Raw genomic sequence first — 19,075 nt, 5'->3', positions numbered from 1 at the left:
TGTCATGAGCGAGATTTGCACAGTAAACGACGAATCCCTTGCCCGGGCCGTTGAAATCATCCATGATGGCGGATTGGTGGTCATCCCCACTGACACGGTGTACGGCGTCGCCTGCGATCCGCGTAACATCGAGGCGATCCGCAAGGTGTTCGCAGCCAAACAACGACCGAAATACAAGTCGTTGCAGGTGTTGCTGCCGTCAATCGAAAGCATGGAGAAGCTGCATCTGACCTTGCCGGTGCCGCTCAACCGTCTGGCCGCCATGTTCATGCCGGGCGCTTTTTCGCCGATAGCGGAAGCGGAAGACGACTGTTCACTTGCCACGTTGCGTCATGATCCGACAACCGGCAAAGCCACACAGGGCGTGCGCATCCCCAATTCCGCGGTCGCGCTGCGTATTCTGCGAGCCACCGGGCCGTTGGCCGCCACCAGCGCCAACCGTTCCGGCGAGGAAAGCGCACAAACGGTGCAGGAAGCCGCGGACGCGCTGGGAGATGCGGTGGATCTGTATTTGGACGGGGGAGCGACTCCGGGACATGTATCGTCCACGGTGGTTGCAGCCGACCCGCACGAGCGCGACGGCATCGCGATTCTTCGGGAGGGAGTGATTCGCGAGCTGGTCATCCGTAAGGCGTTAACACTGAATGGCGGTGCTTTGGGCGCATGAGAATCTACCTGTTCATTGCCGCGGTCGCAGGTGGCGTCACCTATCTGCTCACGCCGCTGATCCGGCACATCGCCATCGAAATCGGCGCAGTCGGCGAAGTGCGTGCACGCGACGTGCATACCGTGCCGACGCCACGCATGGGTGGACTGGGCATGCTTATCGGCTTCACCGTTGCCATGCTGTTCGCCTCTCGCATCCCTTTCATCGAAGGCCTGTTCGCCCAATCGCATCAGGCATGGGTGATTCTAGCCGGCGCCATCATGATCAGCCTGCTGGGCATGGCCGACGATTTGTGGGACCTTGACTGGATGCTCAAACTCGCCGGTCAGCTGCTCATCTCCGTGTTTGTGGCCTGGGGCGGCCTGCAGATCATCTCGTTGCCTCTCGGCTCGCTCGTCACCGCGTCGCCGAGCCTGTCGATGGCCATCACCGCGTTCCTTATCGTCGCGTCCATCAACGCGGTCAACTTCGTGGACGGTCTTGACGGCCTCGCTTCGGGCATCGTCGCGATCGGCGGCATCGCCTTCGCCATCTATTCGTACATCATCGCAAGAAGCTCGCCGTCATACGCATCCATGGCAACGCTGATCGACATCGCCATGGTCGGCACCTGCGTCGGTTTCATCCTGCATAACTGGCATCCCGCAAAACTGTTCATGGGCGACTCCGGTTCCATGCTGCTTGGCTACCTGATCACCTGCGCGTCGATCGTCATGACCGGCCGTCTCGACCCGGCATCCATCCACGCCAGCATCTACCTGCCGGTGTTCATGCCGATTCTGCTGCCGATGCTCGTGCTGTTCCTGCCGATTCTCGACATGTGCCTTGCCATCGTGCGGCGGTTGAGCAAAGGCCAGTCGCCGATGCATCCCGATCGCATGCACCTGCACCACCGCATGCTGCGCATCGGACACACCGTGCAGGGCGCGGTGCTGATTCTCTGGGGGTGGGCGTCGCTGATCGCATTCGGCTCGATCATGATTCTGTTCTTCAAAGCGCAGTATGTGCTGATTGGCTTCCTCATTGCGGCGGCGCTGCTGACGGTCGCCACGATGTACCCGTATCTGAAACACCGCATTCCCGAAATCCGTGAGGAAAACGCAATCTCCGGAACCGATGCGCAACACGCGTCGGTCGGACGCGCGCGCGGCGACAAAACGCGCGGTGGACGCTGATCGTCCGTCCGGCGCAATCGCAAGAAAAACTGATGAAACGCTTTGCCAAACGATATAAGCAGCTTTTATTACGATTGATAATTTCGGCTTTTCGCGCCGTGTCGCAGTAAGTCAGCCCACGTTCATATAGTGGGTCTATGGCTACAATTCCTGATATGAATGCAGATTCCACGTTCGCCCCACTCCCTCCGATTTTCGCCCAGCTTGGCCTCGCCTATGACGATGTGCTGCTGCTGCCGAACGAGACGGACGTCATTCCGTCCGAAGTGGACACCACCACCCATCTCACACGCAACATCACGATGAAGGTCCCGGCGATCTCCGCCGCGATGGACACCGTCACCGAATCCGACATGGCCATCGCCATGGCCCGTAACGGCGGCATCGGCGTGCTGCACCGCAACCTTTCCATCGACGACCAGGCCGCCCAGGTCGACATCGTCAAGCGTTCCGAATCCGGCATGATCAGCGATCCGCTCACCGTGAGCCCGGACGTGACCCTCGCCGACCTCGACAAGCTGTGCGGCCGTTTCCACATCTCCGGCCTGCCGGTCGTGGACAAGGACAGCAAGCTCGTCGGCATCATCACCAACCGCGACATGCGTTTCATCGCTTCCGAGGATTACGACCGTTTGAAGGTCTCCGAGGTCATGACCCGCGAGAACCTCATCACCGGTCCGTCCGACATCTCCAAGGAAGACGCGCACGACCTGCTGGCCAAGCACAAGGTCGAGAAGCTGCCTCTGGTCGATTCCGAAGGCCGCCTGACCGGTCTGATCACCGTCAAGGATTTCGTCAAGACCGAACAGTATCCGGACGCCACCAAGGATGAGCAGGGCCGTCTGCGCGTCGCCGCAGGCATCGGCTTCCTGGGCGACGCCTACAACCGTGCTTCCGCTCTGATGGAAGCCGGCGTGGACGTGCTCGTGGTCGACACCGCCAACGGTGAGGCCAAGCTGGCTCTCGACATGATTCGCCGCCTGAAGTCCGATTCCGCGTTCAATGGCGTGGACATCATCGGCGGCAACGTCGCCACCCGCCAGGGTGCGCAGGCCATGATCGACGCCGGCGTCGACGCCGTCAAGGTCGGCGTCGGCCCGGGCTCCATCTGCACCACCCGCGTGGTCGCCGGTGTCGGCGTCCCGCAGCTCACCGCCGTGTACGAGGCCGCCCAGGCCTGCCGCGCCGCTGGCGTGCCGTGCATCGCCGACGGTGGCATCCACTACTCCGGCGACATCGCCAAGGCCCTCGTGGCCGGCGCATCCTCCGTGATGCTCGGCGGCACCCTCGCGGGCTGCGAGGAAGCTCCGGGCGAGAAGGTGCTCCTGCACGGCAAGCAGTACAAACTGTACCGTGGCATGGGCTCCCTGGGCGCCATGGCTCCGCGTGGCAAGAAGTCCTACTCCAAGGACCGTTACTTCCAGGCCGACGTCACCTCCAACGACAAGGTCGTTCCGGAAGGCGTCGAAGGCGAAGTGCCGTACCGCGGACCGCTCAACGCCGTGCTGTACCAGATGATCGGCGGCCTGCACCAGTCCATGTTCTACATTGGCGCGCACAACATCTCCGAAATGCCGGAACGTGGCCGCTTCATCCGCATCACCGACGCTGGCCTGCGCGAATCCCATCCGCACGACATCGTCATGACCGCCGAGGCGCCGAACTACTCCGGCCGTCAGTGATTGGCGAATACCGCGCGAAACGCATACGACGCGACTAAACGCTAGATAATACGAAACCCGTCCGGTGGCAGGAATGCCGCTGGACGGGTTTCGTGCGTTTTCGGCAGCCATTGGTCTAGTGACGTTTAGTTAATTGAGCCATGCCGATGGCACCGTATGAACGTCAACTTACGCGTTCCGTGGTGCCACGCAGCACCAGCGACGTCGGCATGACGGTGAACGGCTCGTCAAGCGTCTCGCCATTGAGCAGCGCAAGCGTCTTACGTGCAGCGATACGGCCGATTTCCGCCGGATCCTGATGCATGGTGGTCAGATCCAATGCGGTGGCGGTGTCGTCATCATCGAATCCGACCAGCGACACGTCCTGTGGCACGCGCCATCCCATGCGCCGCAGCTCCTTCAGCAGGGGAGCGGCCACGGCGTCGACGGAGACGCAGATGGCGGTCGGCTGCTTTGGAGCGCTGAGCAGCTGCGCGACGATGCCGGAATAGATGTCCTGCTCGCTGCGAGCATCGATATGGGATAGTGACGGCATGACGATGATGTCTTCATCCGCGTAACCGCAAGCTTGTGAGGCTTCGCTGAATCCCTTCTTGCGCAGCCTGTCGGAGCAGACGAACGGCGTGGTGTTGATGGGCTGTTCGATGTAGGCGAGCGTCTTATGCCCTAACGATTTGAGGAACCGTACAATCGTCGCCATGGAAGCCTCGTCGTCGATGGCGACGCCGGCGTCGAGACCGTGCGTGCTCGGCGCGTTCATGCCGACCACCGGAATGGTCAGATCGCCAAGCACCTGCTTCTTCGCCTCGTCGAAGTCAAATGACGCCTCGATGACCGCGTCGACGTTGCGGTTGCCCGGAAGATTTTGGAAAAACGCATCCAAATCGTCCTGCGTCCACACGATGTAAGGAACGATGTCGTATCCGGCCTTCGACATCACCTCGTAAATGCCTTCGAAGGCGTGGGCGTTGAACCAGCTGCTGATTTCGTTCGGCAGCAGCACGGCGACTCGCATGGTTTTGCCGGACGCCAGGGACGACGCGCTTTTCGAAAAGGAGAAATGCAGGCGCTTCGCCTCCTGCTCGATGCGTTCCCTGGTTTCGGGACTGACCCTGTCGAGCCCGCGAAGCGCGCGGGACACGGTGGAGACGGACACTCCGGCTGCCTGGGCTACGTCTGCGATGGTGGTTCGTGGCATGGTCGGATGGCTCCTTAGGGTGGACTATGCGGGCGGTCGGTTGCCCGCGACTGCTTCACTCTATCACGACACGCTGCTTTTGTAAAAACGCTTGCATGGCTTCAGGTGTTGTTATTGCTGGCTTTTTGAAGTGCTGCCACCTTGTTCTGCCTCCTGTGGTTTGCGCTTTTTTGCACAAGCGTTATTATTGATTGTGTCAAGCAATGCGATAACAGCAACGAAGCTATACAACACAACATAACCATCGTAGGAAAATCAACGAAAATCGTTCTATGTACGGAGTTGTGATACGTGCGCACGGTGCACAAGCGTTTGTATGAAAGGGGACAACATGACCGAAGTCAACGATCCGTCGCTGTGGTGGAAGCAGGCCGTGGTCTACCAGGTGTATCCACGTTCCTTCAAGGATTCCCGCGGCGAGGGCCTCGGCCAGATCGCCGGCGTCACCGAGAAAATCGGATATCTGAAGGAACTGGGCGTCGACGCCATCTGGCTGAGCCCGTTCTACCCGTCCCAGCTGGCCGACGGCGGCTATGACGTGGACGACTACCGCAACGTCGATCCGAAACTCGGCACCATGGACGATTTCGACGCGCTCGCCAAAGCCGCGCATGCCGACGGCATCAAAATCGTCGTGGACATCGTGCCGAACCACAGCTCCAACCTGCACGAATGGTTCAAGGCCGCGTTGGCCGCGAAACCCGGCTCGCCGGAACGCGACCGCTACATCTTCCGCGACGGCAAGGGACCGAACGGCGACGAGCCGCCGACCAACTGGCAGAACCACTTCGGCGGCCCTGCATGGACGCGCGTGCCCGACGGCCAATGGTATCTGCACATGTTCACCAAGGAACAGCCGGACTGGAACTGGAAAAACGAGGACGTGCGCGCCGATTCCATCAAAACCCTGCGTTTCTGGCTTGACCACGGTGCCGACGGTTTCCGCGTGGACGTGGCGCACGGCCTGGCCAAGGATCTCGACCGCGATGATCTGGACGATTATGTGGTCTGGTGCACCAACGATCAGCCCGAAGACGGCTCCCATCCGGTGATCGACCGCGACGAAGTGCACGACATCTACCACGAGTGGCGCAAGGTGTTCAACGAGTACGATCCGCCGGCGTTCGCCGTGGCTGAGGCGTGGGTCCGACCAAGCCGCCAGCATCTGTACGCCTCCCCGGACGATCTCGGCCAGATCTTCAACTTCGAGTTCGCCAAGAAGGATTGGATCCGCGACGACATGCACCTCGCCATCGAGGAAGGTCTGGAAAGCGCCGAACGGTCCGGTTCCACCGCCACTTGGGTGATGAGCAACCATGACGTGGTCCGCCATGCCACCCGCTACGCGCTGCCCCAGGTGCCGACCGGCGAATACCACCGACTGCCGCTCGACTGGCTGCTGCGCGACGGCACCACATACCGGGAGGACCGCGCGCTCGGCACCAAGCGCGCCCGCGCCGCGATCATGATGGAGATGGCGCTGCCCGGCTCCGCCTACGTGTATCAAGGCGAGGAACTCGGCCTGTTCGAAGTGGCCGACATTCCGTGGGATGAGCTGGAGGATCCGTCCGCATGGCGCACCTCCCGTTCCGCCAGCACCAAAGGCCGTGACGGCTGCCGTGTGCCGCTGCCGTGGGTTGCGGCCGACGCTCCTCAGCTGGACGATCCGAACGATGAGTTCGGCCATGGCGGCTCCTTCGGATTCTCGCCGGCAGACGCGAAGGCCGAGCCGCATCTGCCGCAACCCAAGTGGTACAAGGATTTCGCGGTCGATGTCGAATCGGCCGACCCGGATTCCATGCTGAACCTGTACCGCCGCGTGCTGGCATTGCGACATGAGTTGCAGACCACCGACCTGAGTCTCGAATGGCTTCCGGAAGACCAGCCCGGCAAGGCGCATGACGGCGCCAACGGTTTCCCGGGTGGCACCATCGCGTACCGCCGTGCCAACGGCTGGGCCTCGATCACCAACTTCGGCGAAGAACCGATCACGTTGCCGCAAGGCGAAGTGCTGCTGACATCAGGACCGCTTACCGACGACGGCAAGCTGCCGCAAGATACCAGCGCTTGGCTCAAACTGGCCGATTGACCGCACGCAGGATGCCCCGATCTGAGGGTGTCCGTGCCGGATACCGCACTCGTGCGCTGAACCATCGAACCGGCAGCGCGCTCCAGCCGTCCGCGTCCCTCCATTTGGGCGCGGACGGCTTTCCTGTTTCCAACGACCGTTTTCCAACGATGACGGTCCGACGTACCTACCCTGCGGTATCTTCATATGTTCGGCCTGCGCAGAGGGCGCGACCGCGGACCAATCGAAAGAGGCAACGATGGTAGATGCACACGATGGCGAAACATACACGTCCGAAGGCTCACGTCTGATCTGGATCGACTGCGAGATGACCGGCCTGGATATCTTCGGCGGCGACGAGCTCGTCGAGGTTTCCGTGGTGCCGACCGACTTCGACCTGAACGTGCTCGACGAAGGTGTCGACTATGTGATCAAGCCCAGTCAGAAGGCTGTCGACCACATGAATGACTTCGTGCGCGCCATGCACACCCGTTCCGGCCTGATCAACGAATGGGAACACGGTCTGAGCCTCGACGAAGCGCAAGCCAAGGTCATCGAATACGTCAGGAAATTCACTCCGGCCGGCGTCAAGCCGCTGCTCGCCGGCAACACCATCGGCTCCGACAAGAAGTTCCTTGACCACTACATGCCGGAACTCATGGAGAACCTGCACTACCGCACCATCGACGTGAGCACCTTCAAGGAACTCGCCCGCCGCTGGTATCCGGCCGTCTACCTCAACCGTCCGCCGAAGAACGGCGGCCACCGCGCGCTCGCCGACATCATCGAATCGCTCGACGAACTGCGTTACTACCGCAAGGCGTTCATGGCCCCGGTGCCCGGTCCGAGCGAAGCGGAGGCGAAGGCCATCGCCTCTGAAATCCAGGAAACCAGCCTGCTCAACAAGGACTGACAGCACGACTCCAGCGAGAGGAACCGCATGACCGCAGCTGATTGGACCACCATCGGCCAACCGCAGGATATCCGCCTTGTGGTCGCCGACATGGACGGCACGTTACTTGACGAACGAAGCCGAATCCCCGACGGATTCTGGCCCATGCTCGCCCGGCTCAAACGCCGTGGCGTCGAATTCGTACCCGCGTCCGGACGCCAATACGCCACGCTGCGCAACATGTTCGCCGACAAAGCCGCGGAGATTCTCGACGGGGGAGAACTGTCCTATATCGCGGAAAACGGCAATGTGGTGGCGCTCGACGGCAAAGTCGTGGAAGTGCATGGCGTCGATTTGGACGTCACGCGTCACGTCATCGACCTGGTCGACGACGCCGCTGCCTCCGGCGAGCATAACGTGGGACTGGTGGTGTGTGGCCTCAAATCGGCATACGTGCAGCGTTCCGACAAGCCGTTCCTCGATGAAGTCGGCAAATACTACGCGGCGCTGAGCATCGTGGACGATCTGCACGAAGTGCTCGACTTCGCGCAGGAACCGTCCGCCTACACCCCTGACGGCGACGCCGAAATCGTTCTGAAACTCGCGATCCTCGACCTTGACGGCTCCGAACGATTCACCAACGAAAAGCTCACACATCTGCGCGCGGACTACCAGGTGGTCGTCTCCGGCAAACTGTGGGTGGACATCATGAACATCGAAACCGACAAAAAGCAGGGCGTCGAGGCGTTGCAGCGCGTGCTCGGCGTCACACCCGCGCAGACGGCGGTGTTCGGCGACTACCTCAACGATCTGCTCATGCTTGAGGCGGGCGACTGGTCGTTCGCCATGGGCAACGCACACCCCGATTTGAAGGCCGCCGCGCGCTACATCGCACCGTCGAACGTCGAGCACGGTGTGCTCAAGGTTGTGGACAGGCTGGTTGCCTGACGATTTCGTTGCATGGGGCGCGGTGACGTAAAGAAGGTGGCGTAATGAGGCAATCCGAGGCGCTTGCGATTCTGGGTTCCGGCGCAAGCGTGTTCCTGACGGGCGCGCCCGGTTCCGGCAAAACCTACGTGCTCAACGAATTCATACGGCAGGCGCGTGCCGACGGCGCATCCGTGGCCGTCACCGCATCCACGGGCATCGCTGCCACGCATATCAACGGCACCACCATCCATTCCTGGAGCGGCATCGGCTTGGCCACGGCATTGACCGACAATCTGGTCAAAACCGTTCGCACACGCCGCAAACGCAGGCTGCAGGAAGCCGACATCCTCATCATCGACGAGGTCTCCATGCTGCACGCGTGGCTGTTCGACATGGTTGACCGGATCTGCCGCATCATCCGCCGCGACGAACGTCCGTTCGGCGGGCTGCAGGTGGTGTTGTCCGGCGATTTTTTCCAGCTGCCGCCGGTTTCGGTATCGGGACGCAACAACGACCTGATCGCGCCGTCCGCCGAATATCTGGCCAGTCGCGAGCGGTACATGCGCGCCGGACTCAATCCCGAAGGTTTCGTCACCGAATCGTTGGTGTGGCGCGAATTGAACCCCGTTGTCTGCTATCTGACCGAACAGCATCGTCAGGATGACGGCCAGCTGTTGAACGTGCTGACCGACATTCGCGAAGGCGCGGTGGACGATGGCGACCGCAATGTGCTGCTGACCCGGTTGGGGGCCATTCCGGAACCCGGACAGCAGGCGGTGAACCTGTTCCCCGTCAACAGGCAGGCCGACGCGCTTAATGACCTGCGCCTGTTCGAAATCAAGGAGGAGCCGCACGAATACCTCGCCGAATCCGAGGGCGCGGCGAATCTGGTGGAACGGCTCAAAAAGAACATGCTGGCCCCCGAACGGTTGTGTCTCAAGACGGGCGCGGCCGTGATGGCGGTGCGCAACGACACCGACCACCAGTACGTCAACGGGTCGCTCGGCACCGTGCGTGGATTCACCACGCAATCGCAGGGCGGCTGGCCGATCGTCGAATTCGAAAACGGCAACATCGTCACCATGAAGCCGAATTCCTGGCAGATGCAGGACGGCGATACCGTGCTCGCCACGGTCAAACAGGTGCCGTTGCGCTGCGCGTGGGCGATCACCATCCACAAATCGCAAGGCATGACGCTCGATCGTGCCGTCATGGATTTGCGACGCACATTCGCGCCGGGCATGGGATACGTGGCGCTGTCGCGAGTGGAAGGGCTCGACGGCCTGTATCTGCAAGGCGTCAACGAGCGCATGTTCCTGGTCTCACCGGACGCGGTCCGTCTTGATGGACAATTGCGATTGGAGTCGGCGCAGGCCGCCGATACGCTTGCCTCCGACGGTGTCGGAGCATTCCGCGCCCGCATGCCGCAACCGGCCGGTGAGGATGACGAATTCGCGCAGGACGTGCTGTTCTGACCCGCTGCTAAATATCAGCCCATCGCCTGCAGGGAACGCGCAAGATCCGGGTCGAGCTCAACTTCGTCCTCGACGCTTTCCGGATCGGGGTCCCAACAGCTGGCGATCACGCAGGCCAGTCCGACGAGCAACCAAAGCGGGTTGCGCTGCAGGAACTCAAGACCTGGAATCGCCCGCGTGACGATGATCCATATCACCATGCCGGCCAGCGCAATCGCATTGAACGGCTTCTTCCATGGCGGGGAAATCAACGTGACGCACAATACGGCCAGGCACAGGACGATCCATTGGTTGCCTTCGGTCAGCACTTCCGGCGCTGCCGCCGCGAAGACGAAATAGCAGATGATGCCGATCCAGCCGAGTTCGTTCCAAATCGAAATGTGCGCGGTGACGTGACGCATGCTGCGTCCTTTCCTTATGAAGCGATATGGTGCTGATTCCAGTATCATAGAAACGGCTTTAGACTTATTTATAACTCTATAAATAACGTTTTTCGCGTATTGGTGTGCGATTCGAGGACGTGTGGCGCATCCAAGTCGGCTTACCTGAGTAATTTGGAACGTATGACCAAAGCACTTCGTATGTCTACCATGTTCCTGCGCACCCTGCGCGAGGACCCCGCCGATGCCGACGTCGTGTCGGACAAGCTGCTGCAGCGCGCCTGCTACCTGCGCAAGGCCGCTCCGGGCATCTGGACCTGGCTGCCGCTGGGCCTCAATGTCCTGAACAAGATCGAGAACATCATCCGCGAGGAGATGGCGTCCATCGACGCCCAGGAAGTCCACTTCTCCGGACTGCTGCCGCGCGAGCCGTATGAGGCCACCCACCGCTGGGAGGAATACGGCGACAACATCTTCCGTCTGAAGGACCGCCACGAGGCCGACTACCTGCTGGCCCCGACCCATGAGGAAATGTTCACCCTGCTGGTCAAGGACCTGTACTCCTCCTACAAGGACCTGCCGGTGACCCTCTACCAGATCCAGACCAAGTACCGCGACGAGTTCCGTCCGCGCGCCGGCCTGATCCGCGGCCGCGAGTTCATCATGAAGGACGCCTACTCCTTCACCCTCGACAAGGAAGGCCTCGTCAAGGCCTACATGGACGAGCGCGGCGCATACGAGCGCATCTTCAACCGTCTCGACCTGAAGTACGTGCCGGTGCACGCCATGGCCGGCCCGATGGGCGGCTTCGAATCCGAGGAGTTCCTGGCTCCGATGGAGATCGGCGAGGACACCTTCGCCCAGTCGCCGTCCGGCAAGGCCTGGAACGTCGAGGCGCTGACCACTCCGGAACCGGAAGCCATCGACTTTACCGCAACGCCGGCAGCCGAAAAGCGCCCGACCCCGGACGCGGCCACCATCGACAAGATGGTCGAATTCGCCAACGCCAACCATCCTCGTTTCGACGGCCGCGATTGGCAGGCCTCCGACATTCTGAAGAACGTCGTCATCGCCGTCATGCATCCGCAGGACGAAGACCACGACGAGCCGTGGCGCGAGCTCGTGGTCGTAGGCGTTCCGGGCGACCGTACCGTCGACATGAAGCGTCTTGAGGCGCAGTTCACCCCGGCCGAGATCGAGGAAGCCACCGACGAGGATCTGAAGAAGCATCCGGAACTCGTCAAGGGCTACATCGGACCGATGGCGCTTGGCCCGCAGGCGCGCGACGGAAAGAAGGCCGAGAACGCGTCCGAGACCGGTGACGCGCTGCGCTACCTGATCGACGCGCACGTGGCACGCGGTTCCGCATGGTTCACCGGCGCCGACGAGCAGGACGTGGATTACTACGATTTGGTGTACGGCCGCGATTTCGAGGCCGACGGCACCGTCGAAGCCGTGCAGGTACGTCATGGCGACATGAGCCCGGACGGTTCCGGCCCGCTGAGCTTCGAGCGCGGCGTGGAAATCGGCCAGGTGTTCCAGCTGGGCCTCAAGTATTCCAACGCGCTCGGCCTGAAGGTGCTCGACCAGAACGGCAAGACCGTTCCGGTGTGGATGGGCTCCTACGGCATCGGCGTCTCCCGTGTGATGGCCTGCATCGCCGAAACCCATCACGACGAGAAGGGTCTGGCGTGGCCGGCAGTCATCGCGCCGGCACAGGTGCACGTCGTGGCCACCGGCAAGGATGCGGCCGCGTTCGAAGCCGCAGAACAGCTGATCGGTGAGCTTGAGGCCAAGGGCATCGAAGTCATCTTCGACGACCGCAAGAAGGTGTCTCCGGGCGTCAAGTTCAAGGACGCCGAACTCATCGGCGTGCCGATCATCGCCGTCGCCGGCCGCGACACCGTCAACAACGGCACCATCGAAGTGCGCGACCGCAACGGTGAGAACGCCGAAGCGGTGCCGGTCGCGGACGCCGCGCAGGCGATCGCGGACCGCGTCGCTGCACTGCTCAAGTGACATACGGCAATCCGTAGCGCGTCGGTTTGATCCGACGAACGACATACGGCAACGGAAGACCATCAAGCAGGTGGTCTTCCGTTTTTTGTTTTTCATGGGGAATACCGTGCGCATCTCACGCACATGAGGATTGTGGATGTCGGTGGATAAGTCGAAATTATCCACCGACAATCCACGACTCGCCCGACGATCTCAAGTTATCCACATTCTCCGGTTGGGCTTGCAGACGGATGGAACGTTCGGCGATAGTGGTCTTACCGCGGAAACGTGAAGATGCGGGAAGGGCATGCAGTTTACCCTCTCTCACCATAAATCCACCTCACTGCCTGTCGCTTCCGTGCCGTCAACGGCGCTTTCCGCGGTCCATCATTCGTCAAACAGAAAGGGCCGAACATGGCGCAGCAGCAGGGTCTCCTCACCATCACGGGATATGTGGGCGGCCAGCCCACGCAATTCAATCGGGAAGGCATGCCGCATGCCAGCTCATTCCGGCTGGCCAGCACCAGACATTATTTCGATGGCCGAACGCAACAGTGGAAGGACCTGCCCACCACATGGATCACGGTGAAGGCATATCGAGGCCTTTCCGAAAGCATCTGCCAATCGTTCAAAAAAGGCGAACCGGTCATCGTGACCGGCGTGCTGGCGGCGGAAAGCTGGGTGGACCAGAACGGCAAGCAACAGTCGAAACTCGTCATGGAAGCGAATGCGGCGGGGCATGATTTGAGCTACGGTGTCTCCACCTTCCGCAAACTCGCCAAGAAAAACGATTCCGGCCAGCAAGACGCGCAGCCTGGACAGGCTTTAGGACGTGATCCATATGTGCAAGCCGCCCAACAGCGGGGCGAAACTTCAGTCAATGCGATGGGCGGGCAGAGTTCCGGCGTTGACGAGCAAGGCGGCTCGCAGGCCGGTGCGGATAGCAACGCCGCCGAACCCCTACGTGAGGAATTCGGCGGCGATGGCTTCTGACGATTGCCTGACGCTTATGCGATCGCTGGCATGGCCTGTTACCAGATGCGCACGCGTTGCTCCGGTGCGAGCCACATGCCGTCGCCGGGCTGCACGCCAAACGCCTTGTGGAACAGGTCCACATTACGGGCGATGCCGTTCGTACGGCATTCGGCGGGGGAGTGCGGGTCGATCTGCAGATACTGCTCCGCCAACTCGTCGCGATTCTTAGTGCGCCAAATCGAAGCGTAGCTCAGGAAGAAACGCTGCAGGCCGGTGAAGCCGTCGATTTCAGGAGCATCGGCAAGCGCGGCTTCGATGGCTTCCGTGGAACCATCCTTGCCGCGGCCGGCCGCTTCATCGAGAGCGAACGCATAGGCCTTGAGAGCGATGTTCACACCGCTCAAATCGCCGATGTTCTCGCCGATGGTCAACGCGCCGTTCACATGAGGGGCCTTCGACGGGTCATCCGAATACTTTTCGGCGAGCTGCGTCGGCACGAACTCGTTGTACTGGTCGATGAGCTTCTGGGTGAGCGCCTTGAAATTGGCCTTGTCCTCTTCGGTCCACCAGTCGTTGAGTTTGCCGTCGCCGTCGTATTGCGAGCCCTGGTCGTCGAAACCGTGGCCGATCTCATGGCCGATCACCGCGCCGATGCCGCCGTAGTTCGCGGCATCCTCGGCATCCGGGTTGAAGAACGGCGGCTGCAAAATGGCGGCCGGGAACACGATCACGTTCATGGACGGCTCATAGTAGGCGTTCACCGTCTGCGGATTCATCAGCCATTCGTCCTTGTCGACGGCCTTGCCCACCTTGGCCAGCTGGTAGCCGGTCTCATACAGGTTCGCGGCACGCATGTTCTGGGCGAAGCCGGCGTCCTCGCGCACATCCAGCGCGGAATAGTCACGCCAATGGTTCGTGTAGCCGATCTTCGGCACGAACTTGGACAGCTTCTCCAATGCCTTGGCCTTGGTCTCGTCGCCAAGCCAAGTGGAATTGGAGATGGACACACGGTAGGCGTCGATGAGATTGCCGACCAGCTGCTCCATACGCTGCTTGGAGGTTTCGGGGAAGTGACGCTTCACGTATTCGCGGCCGACATCCTCGCCGCAGATGCCGTTGACCAGCGAGACGCCACGCTTCCAACGCACACGCTGCTCCTTCTGCCCGGACAGCGTCTTGCCGTAGAAGTCGAAATTCGTTTCGTCGAATTCGTGGGGAAGCTCCAATGTGGAGCCGATCACCACATGCACGCGGGCCCACAGCTTGAGATCATCCAGCGACGCTTCCTTCCAGAACGCGTTGAGTCCGGTGAGGAAGCTTGGCTCATGCACGATCGTGTGGCTGAAACAGCCGCGGAAATCCAACGGCTGCACGGCAGCCGCGGTGGTCGCGTCGTAAGCGTTCTGCCAGGCGTCGATCCAAGCGTCCAGGTCAACATCGGCGAGCATGGCGCACAGGTCGGCGTAATCCGTCGGGTTATAGGTCTTCACCGAATCGCGCGTGGACACGTTGTCCCAATGGTTCGCCGCGATGCGCGTCTCCACGTCAAGGAAACGCTTGGCCTGCGCATGGGCATCCTCGTCATCGGCCGCAAGATGCGCGTTCTTCAGCTGCTTGGCGACCATCTCGACATACGCCTCACGGATTGGCGCGTAATGGTCTTCCCTGTAGTAGGCCTCGTCCGGCAGATCCAAACCGTCCTGTTCGATGTGCACGACATTGGTCTCCGGCGCTCCCGGATCTCCGTAAACGGCGATGCCGATCAGGTCTGGACCGCCGGTCGGGTTCATGGCGCCAAGCGCGCGGGTGAGCGCGGCCTTGTCTTCGGCCTCGTCGATGGAAGCCAACTGGTCTTCGATGGCGGCGAGTCCGGCCGCGTCGATGGCATCGACGTCAAGGAAACTATGGTACAAAGCGCGCGACTTGACGGCTGGGCAATCATCCTCTTCAAGGATGTCGCGGATCTGGTTTTCCGCATCCTCGGCGAGCTTGTCGAAGGAACCATACCGGGAACGGTCGTCGGGAAGACGGTACATGTCGACCCACGGGCCGTTGACGAAGCGGAACAAGTCCTGAGACGGGCCGGTCACGGCGGAGAACGATGCCGGATCGATACCCGAAACCAAAGAATTCGAAGTGTTGTTCATGGCTTCACACTATCCATCTTTGGTGACAACATCGTGTATTCGAATCGAATATTCGGGTGGAACGCAAGGTGGAATACAGAAAGGAGAACATCGTTCGCCGGTGTATGGCCCGCGAAGTAGGGTTGAAGGCATGATCGAACTGAAAACCCCTAAAGAGATTGAAGCGATGAAGCCCGCAGGCCGCTTCGTCGGCGGCATCCTGCGCGACCTGAAGGAATTCACCAAGGTCGGCACCAATCTGTTGGAAATCGACGAATTCGTCCACAAGCGCATCGTGGACCGCAAGGGCGCCTCGTCCTGCTACGTCGACTATGCGCCTGATTTCGGCACCGGTCCGTTCGCGCACTACATCTGCACGTCCGTGAACGACGCCGTGCTGCACGGCGTTCCGTACGACTACAACCTGAAGGACGGCGATCTGGTCAGCCTCGATCTGGCGATCAACGTCGACGGATGGGTCGCGGATTCCGCCATCAGCTTCTGCGTCGGCACGCAGCATCCCGACGACCTGCGCCTGATCAAGTGCACCGAAGAGGCTTTGGCGGCCGGCATCGAAGCCGCTCAGCCGGGCAATCGTCTGGGCGACGTCTCCTGCGCCGTCGGCGACGTGGCACGCGAATACGGCTACCCGATCAACCTGGAGTTCGGCGGACACGGCGTCGGCCATATCATGCACGGCGATCCGCACGTGCCGAACGACGGCAAGGCGCATCACGGCTACAAGCTGCGTCCGGGCCTGGTCATCGCCATCGAACCGTGGTTCCTCAAGACCACCGACGAGATCTACCAGGATCCGAAGGACGGCTGGACGCTGAAGAGCGAGGACGGCTCCCGTGGCGCACACAGCGAGCACACCATCGCCATCACCGAAAACGGTCCGGTGATCCTCACCGTCCGCGACTAGTCCAAAACCTTATGAAAACGGGCTTGTGCGATTACGCACAGCCCGTTTTTTCATGCCCGTTTTGAGACGGAACCCACATATCGAAACGCGCATGCCATATAGTGGGCGGTACTTTTTGAACTGGTAAGGAGCGAACGAGTATGGCCACAGCCAATCTGAGTGTGGAATCCAAGGACTTCACCCTGCCGGTGGTCGAAGCCACGGCGGGCGCGGACGGCATCGTGGTGTCCACGCTGCGCAATGATGGCTGGGTCACACTCGACCCCGGTTTCCTCACCACCGCGCAATGCGAATCGAAAATCACGTACATCGACGGCAAGAACTCGATTCTGCGCTATCGCGGCTATCCGATCGAGCAGCTGTGCGAACAGTCCGACTTCCTTGAAGTCGCTTGGCTGCTGCGTCACGGCGAACTGCCGAACAAGGACCAGTACGACCGTTTCATCTCCGACATCAACCACCGCACGATGGTGGGGGAGGACTTCCGTACGTTCATGGGCTCCTTCCCGCGCACCGCGCATCCGATGAGTGTGATGGCGTCCGCGGTCAACGCGCTCGCCACGTTCTACCCGGACACCACGGACATCAACGATTCCGACCAGCTGGACGAAACGGCGACCATCATCATGGCCAAGGCGCGCACCATCGTCAGCTACATCTTCCGCCGCCGTCGCGATGAGCCGATGCTGTACCCGGACTACTCGCGTGGCTATGTCGACGATTTCCTGCGCATGTGCTTCGCCGTGCCGTATGAGCCGTTCGAATCCGATCCTCTGTATGTGCACGCGCTTGGCCGTCTGCTCATCATCCATGCCGACCACGAGCAGAACTGCTCCACGTCCGTGGTGCGCATCGCCGGTTCGGCGCACGCCAACCTGTATTCCGCGGTCGCGGCCGGCATCAACGCGCTGTCCGGCCCGCTGCACGGCGGCGCCAACGAGGCGGTGCTCCGCCAGCTCAAAGCCATCCGCGACTCCGGCAAAACCGTCAAGGAATTCGTGGAGGACGCGAAGGCCAACGGGTATCGCATTTCCGGCCTCGGCCACCGCGTGTACAAGTCGTACGATCCGCGCGCGGCGATCGCCAAGACCTATCTGCAGAAGATCATGGAACGCGCCGACACGTTGAAGCTGCCGGCGGACGAGCGCGCGCTGTTCGACGTGGCCACCGAACTGGAGCAGATCGCATTGAGCGACGATTACTTCGTGTCTCGTCATCTGTATCCGAACGTCGACTTCTACACGGGACTGATCTACCGTGCGATCGGCTTCGATCCGTCCATGTTCACCACGCTGTTCGCGTTGGGCCGCATCCCCGGCTGGATCGCGCAGTACCGTGAGATGCTCGCCGATCCGAACACGAAGATCGGCCGTCCGCGCCAGGTGTACACCGGCTACACGGAACGCGATTACGTGCCGATGGACCAGCGCCACTGAACGATATTGACACGCGGCTCCGGTTTCGGACGTGCGCATGCGCCTGCCATGGCTTGCCGCTACAGTGTTTCAAGGAACGAAAGAACCTAACGAATCGCTGGAACCGGTCTACGGCTCCGGCATGGTCAAAGGAGCGTACACATGACTGAACAGCGCACCGCATGGGGTTGGGGTCTGGCAAGCATCGATGCGGCCGGCAACACCCTTGACGTGTGGTATCCGGAACTCACGTTGGGCGAGGCTCCGGCTGAAACCTCGCGTCCGAATCACAACTTCGGCGCCATCGCGCATGACGAGGCCGACGCGCGTGGCGTGCGCCGCATGCCCGTGTTCACCGTGTCCAAGCTGGACGAGCCGATCGAGGACGCCGCCGACGCCTATCTGCGTCTGCACCTGCTGAGCATGCGTCTGGCCAAGCCGAACACGTTGAATCTCGACGGCATTTTCGCCAAGCTCAACAACGTGGTGTGGACCAACTACGGTCCGTTCGCCGTCGACGATTTCGCTTTGCGCAAGCTTGACGTGATGGCCGCCACCCGACAGTCCGGAGCCGTGTTGGCGCCGCACGTCGATGTGAACGTGCTGTCGATTGACAAGTTCCCCCGTATGGTCGACTACGTCGTGCCGACCGGCGTGCGCATCGGCGACGCCGACCGCGTGCGACTGGGCGCGCACCTGTCCGAAGGCACCACCGTCATGCACGCCGGCTTCGTGAACTTCAATGCGGGCACCCTCGGCGTCTCCATGGTCGAAGGCCGCGTCTCGCAGGGCGTCGTGGTCGGCAACGGCTCCGACATCGGCGGCGGCGCGTCCATCATGGGCACCCTGTCCGGCGGCGGCAAGCTCAAGAACTCCATCGGCGAGCACTCCCTGCTCGGCGCGAACGCCGGCATCGGCATCTCCCTGGGAGACAACTGCGTGGTCGAAGCGGGCCTGTACGTCACCGCCGGCACCAAGGTCACCATCTACGACAAGGCCAAGGTCGCAGCCGGCGAACCGCTCGAAACCGTCAAGGGCGCCGAACTGTCCGGCAAGGACAACATCCTGTTCATCCGCAACTCCGTGTCCGGCCGCATCGAGGCGCGCTACCGCAAGACCGGCATCGAGCTCAACGAGAAACTCCACAAGAACTGAAAACGGAATGGCGG

The 19,075-nt window shown here is 61.4% G+C and carries 15 protein-coding genes; 12 read left to right on the top strand and 3 right to left on the bottom strand.

Annotation, left to right across the window (positions count from 1 at the left end; translation table 11 throughout):
• Positions 1 to 4 precede the first annotated feature (4 nt).
• From Q5H33_RS03935 to guaB, 3 genes are all read left to right on the top strand, one after another.
• Positions 5 to 667, top strand: coding sequence for an L-threonylcarbamoyladenylate synthase (locus tag Q5H33_RS03935; protein ID WP_003808388.1), 663 nt, complete (start codon positions 5 to 7; stop codon positions 665 to 667).
• Positions 664 to 1,842, top strand: a complete 1,179-nt coding sequence (locus Q5H33_RS03930; protein WP_003808389.1) for an MraY family glycosyltransferase — start codon at positions 664 to 666, stop codon at positions 1,840 to 1,842. The genes Q5H33_RS03935 and Q5H33_RS03930 overlap by 4 nt, the downstream gene beginning before the upstream one ends.
• A 137-nt stretch (positions 1,843 to 1,979) precedes the next feature.
• Complete coding sequence (gene guaB, locus Q5H33_RS03925) at positions 1,980 to 3,524, top strand: IMP dehydrogenase (RefSeq protein WP_034984214.1); 1,545 nt, start codon at positions 1,980 to 1,982, stop codon at positions 3,522 to 3,524.
• Positions 3,525 to 3,687: 163 nt separating this feature from the next.
• Here guaB and Q5H33_RS03920 read toward each other — a convergent pair whose 3' ends face one another.
• On the bottom strand, positions 3,688 to 4,722 hold the full coding sequence (locus Q5H33_RS03920) for a LacI family DNA-binding transcriptional regulator (protein WP_033499235.1): 1,035 nt from the start codon (positions 4,720 to 4,722) through the stop codon (positions 3,688 to 3,690).
• Positions 4,723 to 5,053: 331 nt separating this feature from the next.
• Between Q5H33_RS03920 and Q5H33_RS03915 the strand changes: the two genes are divergently transcribed.
• The 4 genes from Q5H33_RS03915 to Q5H33_RS03900 all read left to right on the top strand — a co-directional run bounded on the left by Q5H33_RS03915 (position 5,054) and on the right by Q5H33_RS03900 (position 10,087).
• On the top strand, positions 5,054 to 6,811 hold the full coding sequence (locus Q5H33_RS03915; protein WP_124917091.1) for a glycoside hydrolase family 13 protein: 1,758 nt from the start codon (positions 5,054 to 5,056) through the stop codon (positions 6,809 to 6,811).
• Positions 6,812 to 7,049: 238 nt separating this feature from the next.
• Positions 7,050 to 7,703 (top strand): oligoribonuclease, encoded by a 654-nt coding sequence (gene orn, locus Q5H33_RS03910; protein WP_003808399.1) that lies wholly within the window; start codon positions 7,050 to 7,052, stop codon positions 7,701 to 7,703.
• Positions 7,704 to 7,730: 27 nt separating this feature from the next.
• Positions 7,731 to 8,630: a Cof-type HAD-IIB family hydrolase gene (locus Q5H33_RS03905; protein ID WP_021913632.1), complete on the top strand. Its 900-nt coding sequence runs from the start codon at positions 7,731 to 7,733 to the stop codon at positions 8,628 to 8,630.
• A 44-nt stretch (positions 8,631 to 8,674) separates the two neighbouring features.
• The gene (locus Q5H33_RS03900) at positions 8,675 to 10,087 is read left to right on the top strand and encodes a PIF1 family DEAD/DEAH box helicase (protein WP_130081997.1); all 1,413 of its coding nucleotides are present in this window, start codon (positions 8,675 to 8,677) and stop codon (positions 10,085 to 10,087) included.
• 14 nt (positions 10,088 to 10,101) lie between these two features.
• Here the strand turns inward: Q5H33_RS03900 and Q5H33_RS03895 are convergent, their stop codons facing one another.
• The gene (locus tag Q5H33_RS03895) at positions 10,102 to 10,488 is read right to left on the bottom strand and encodes a hypothetical protein (RefSeq protein WP_042990081.1); all 387 of its coding nucleotides are present in this window, start codon (positions 10,486 to 10,488) and stop codon (positions 10,102 to 10,104) included.
• 162 nt (positions 10,489 to 10,650) lie between these two features.
• Here Q5H33_RS03895 and Q5H33_RS03890 point away from each other — a divergent pair, with 162 nt between their 5' ends.
• Positions 10,651 to 12,486 carry a proline--tRNA ligase gene (locus Q5H33_RS03890; RefSeq protein ID WP_085407574.1) on the top strand — a complete coding sequence of 612 codons (1,836 nt, stop codon included), beginning with the start codon at positions 10,651 to 10,653 and terminating at the stop codon, positions 12,484 to 12,486.
• Between the two features lie 393 nt (positions 12,487 to 12,879).
• Complete coding sequence (locus Q5H33_RS03885; RefSeq protein WP_003808407.1) at positions 12,880 to 13,458, top strand: single-stranded DNA-binding protein; 579 nt, start codon at positions 12,880 to 12,882, stop codon at positions 13,456 to 13,458.
• A gap of 38 nt (positions 13,459 to 13,496) precedes the next feature.
• Here the strand turns inward: Q5H33_RS03885 and Q5H33_RS03880 are convergent, their stop codons facing one another.
• The gene (locus Q5H33_RS03880) at positions 13,497 to 15,587 is read right to left on the bottom strand and encodes a M13 family metallopeptidase (protein WP_021913637.1); all 2,091 of its coding nucleotides are present in this window, start codon (positions 15,585 to 15,587) and stop codon (positions 13,497 to 13,499) included.
• Positions 15,588 to 15,717: 130 nt separating this feature from the next.
• Here Q5H33_RS03880 and map point away from each other — a divergent pair, with 130 nt between their 5' ends.
• From map to dapD, 3 genes are all read left to right on the top strand, one after another.
• Positions 15,718 to 16,491, top strand: a complete 774-nt coding sequence (map, locus tag Q5H33_RS03875; RefSeq protein WP_003808410.1) for a type I methionyl aminopeptidase — start codon at positions 15,718 to 15,720, stop codon at positions 16,489 to 16,491.
• 140 nt (positions 16,492 to 16,631) lie between these two features.
• Positions 16,632 to 17,927, top strand: a complete 1,296-nt coding sequence (locus tag Q5H33_RS03870; RefSeq protein WP_302423143.1) for a citrate synthase — start codon at positions 16,632 to 16,634, stop codon at positions 17,925 to 17,927.
• A 141-nt stretch (positions 17,928 to 18,068) separates the two neighbouring features.
• Positions 18,069 to 19,061: a 2,3,4,5-tetrahydropyridine-2,6-dicarboxylate N-succinyltransferase gene (gene dapD, locus Q5H33_RS03865; RefSeq protein WP_003808416.1), complete on the top strand. Its 993-nt coding sequence runs from the start codon at positions 18,069 to 18,071 to the stop codon at positions 19,059 to 19,061.
• The last annotated feature ends 14 nt before the right edge of the window (positions 19,062 to 19,075 follow it).

The organism is uncultured Bifidobacterium sp. (genome assembly GCF_959020145.1).
Classification (GTDB): domain Bacteria; phylum Actinomycetota; class Actinomycetes; order Actinomycetales; family Bifidobacteriaceae; genus Bifidobacterium.
This window is presented reverse-complemented; position numbering and strand designations above follow the sequence as displayed.

What these genes read in the sequence shown, in the direction of transcription:
- Q5H33_RS03880 (WP_021913637.1), bottom strand. Translation starts at nt 15,587, where the DNA reads ATGAACAACACTTCGAATTCTTTGGTTTCGGGTATCGATCCGGCATCG.
- Q5H33_RS03930 (WP_003808389.1), top strand. Translation starts at nt 664, where the DNA reads ATGAGAATCTACCTGTTCATTGCCGCGGTCGCAGGTGGCGTCACCTAT.
- map (WP_003808410.1), top strand. Translation starts at nt 15,718, where the DNA reads ATGATCGAACTGAAAACCCCTAAAGAGATTGAAGCGATGAAGCCCGCA.
- dapD (WP_003808416.1), top strand. Translation starts at nt 18,069, where the DNA reads ATGACTGAACAGCGCACCGCATGGGGTTGGGGTCTGGCAAGCATCGAT.
- Q5H33_RS03890 (WP_085407574.1), top strand. Translation starts at nt 10,651, where the DNA reads ATGACCAAAGCACTTCGTATGTCTACCATGTTCCTGCGCACCCTGCGC.
- Q5H33_RS03935 (WP_003808388.1), top strand. Translation starts at nt 5, where the DNA reads ATGAGCGAGATTTGCACAGTAAACGACGAATCCCTTGCCCGGGCCGTT.
- Q5H33_RS03885 (WP_003808407.1), top strand. Translation starts at nt 12,880, where the DNA reads ATGGCGCAGCAGCAGGGTCTCCTCACCATCACGGGATATGTGGGCGGC.
- guaB (WP_034984214.1), top strand. Translation starts at nt 1,980, where the DNA reads ATGGCTACAATTCCTGATATGAATGCAGATTCCACGTTCGCCCCACTC.
- Q5H33_RS03905 (WP_021913632.1), top strand. Translation starts at nt 7,731, where the DNA reads ATGACCGCAGCTGATTGGACCACCATCGGCCAACCGCAGGATATCCGC.
- Q5H33_RS03895 (WP_042990081.1), bottom strand. Translation starts at nt 10,488, where the DNA reads ATGCGTCACGTCACCGCGCACATTTCGATTTGGAACGAACTCGGCTGG.
- Q5H33_RS03870 (WP_302423143.1), top strand. Translation starts at nt 16,632, where the DNA reads ATGGCCACAGCCAATCTGAGTGTGGAATCCAAGGACTTCACCCTGCCG.
- Q5H33_RS03920 (WP_033499235.1), bottom strand. Translation starts at nt 4,722, where the DNA reads ATGCCACGAACCACCATCGCAGACGTAGCCCAGGCAGCCGGAGTGTCC.
- Q5H33_RS03915 (WP_124917091.1), top strand. Translation starts at nt 5,054, where the DNA reads ATGACCGAAGTCAACGATCCGTCGCTGTGGTGGAAGCAGGCCGTGGTC.
- Q5H33_RS03900 (WP_130081997.1), top strand. Translation starts at nt 8,675, where the DNA reads ATGAGGCAATCCGAGGCGCTTGCGATTCTGGGTTCCGGCGCAAGCGTG.
- orn (WP_003808399.1), top strand. Translation starts at nt 7,050, where the DNA reads ATGGTAGATGCACACGATGGCGAAACATACACGTCCGAAGGCTCACGT.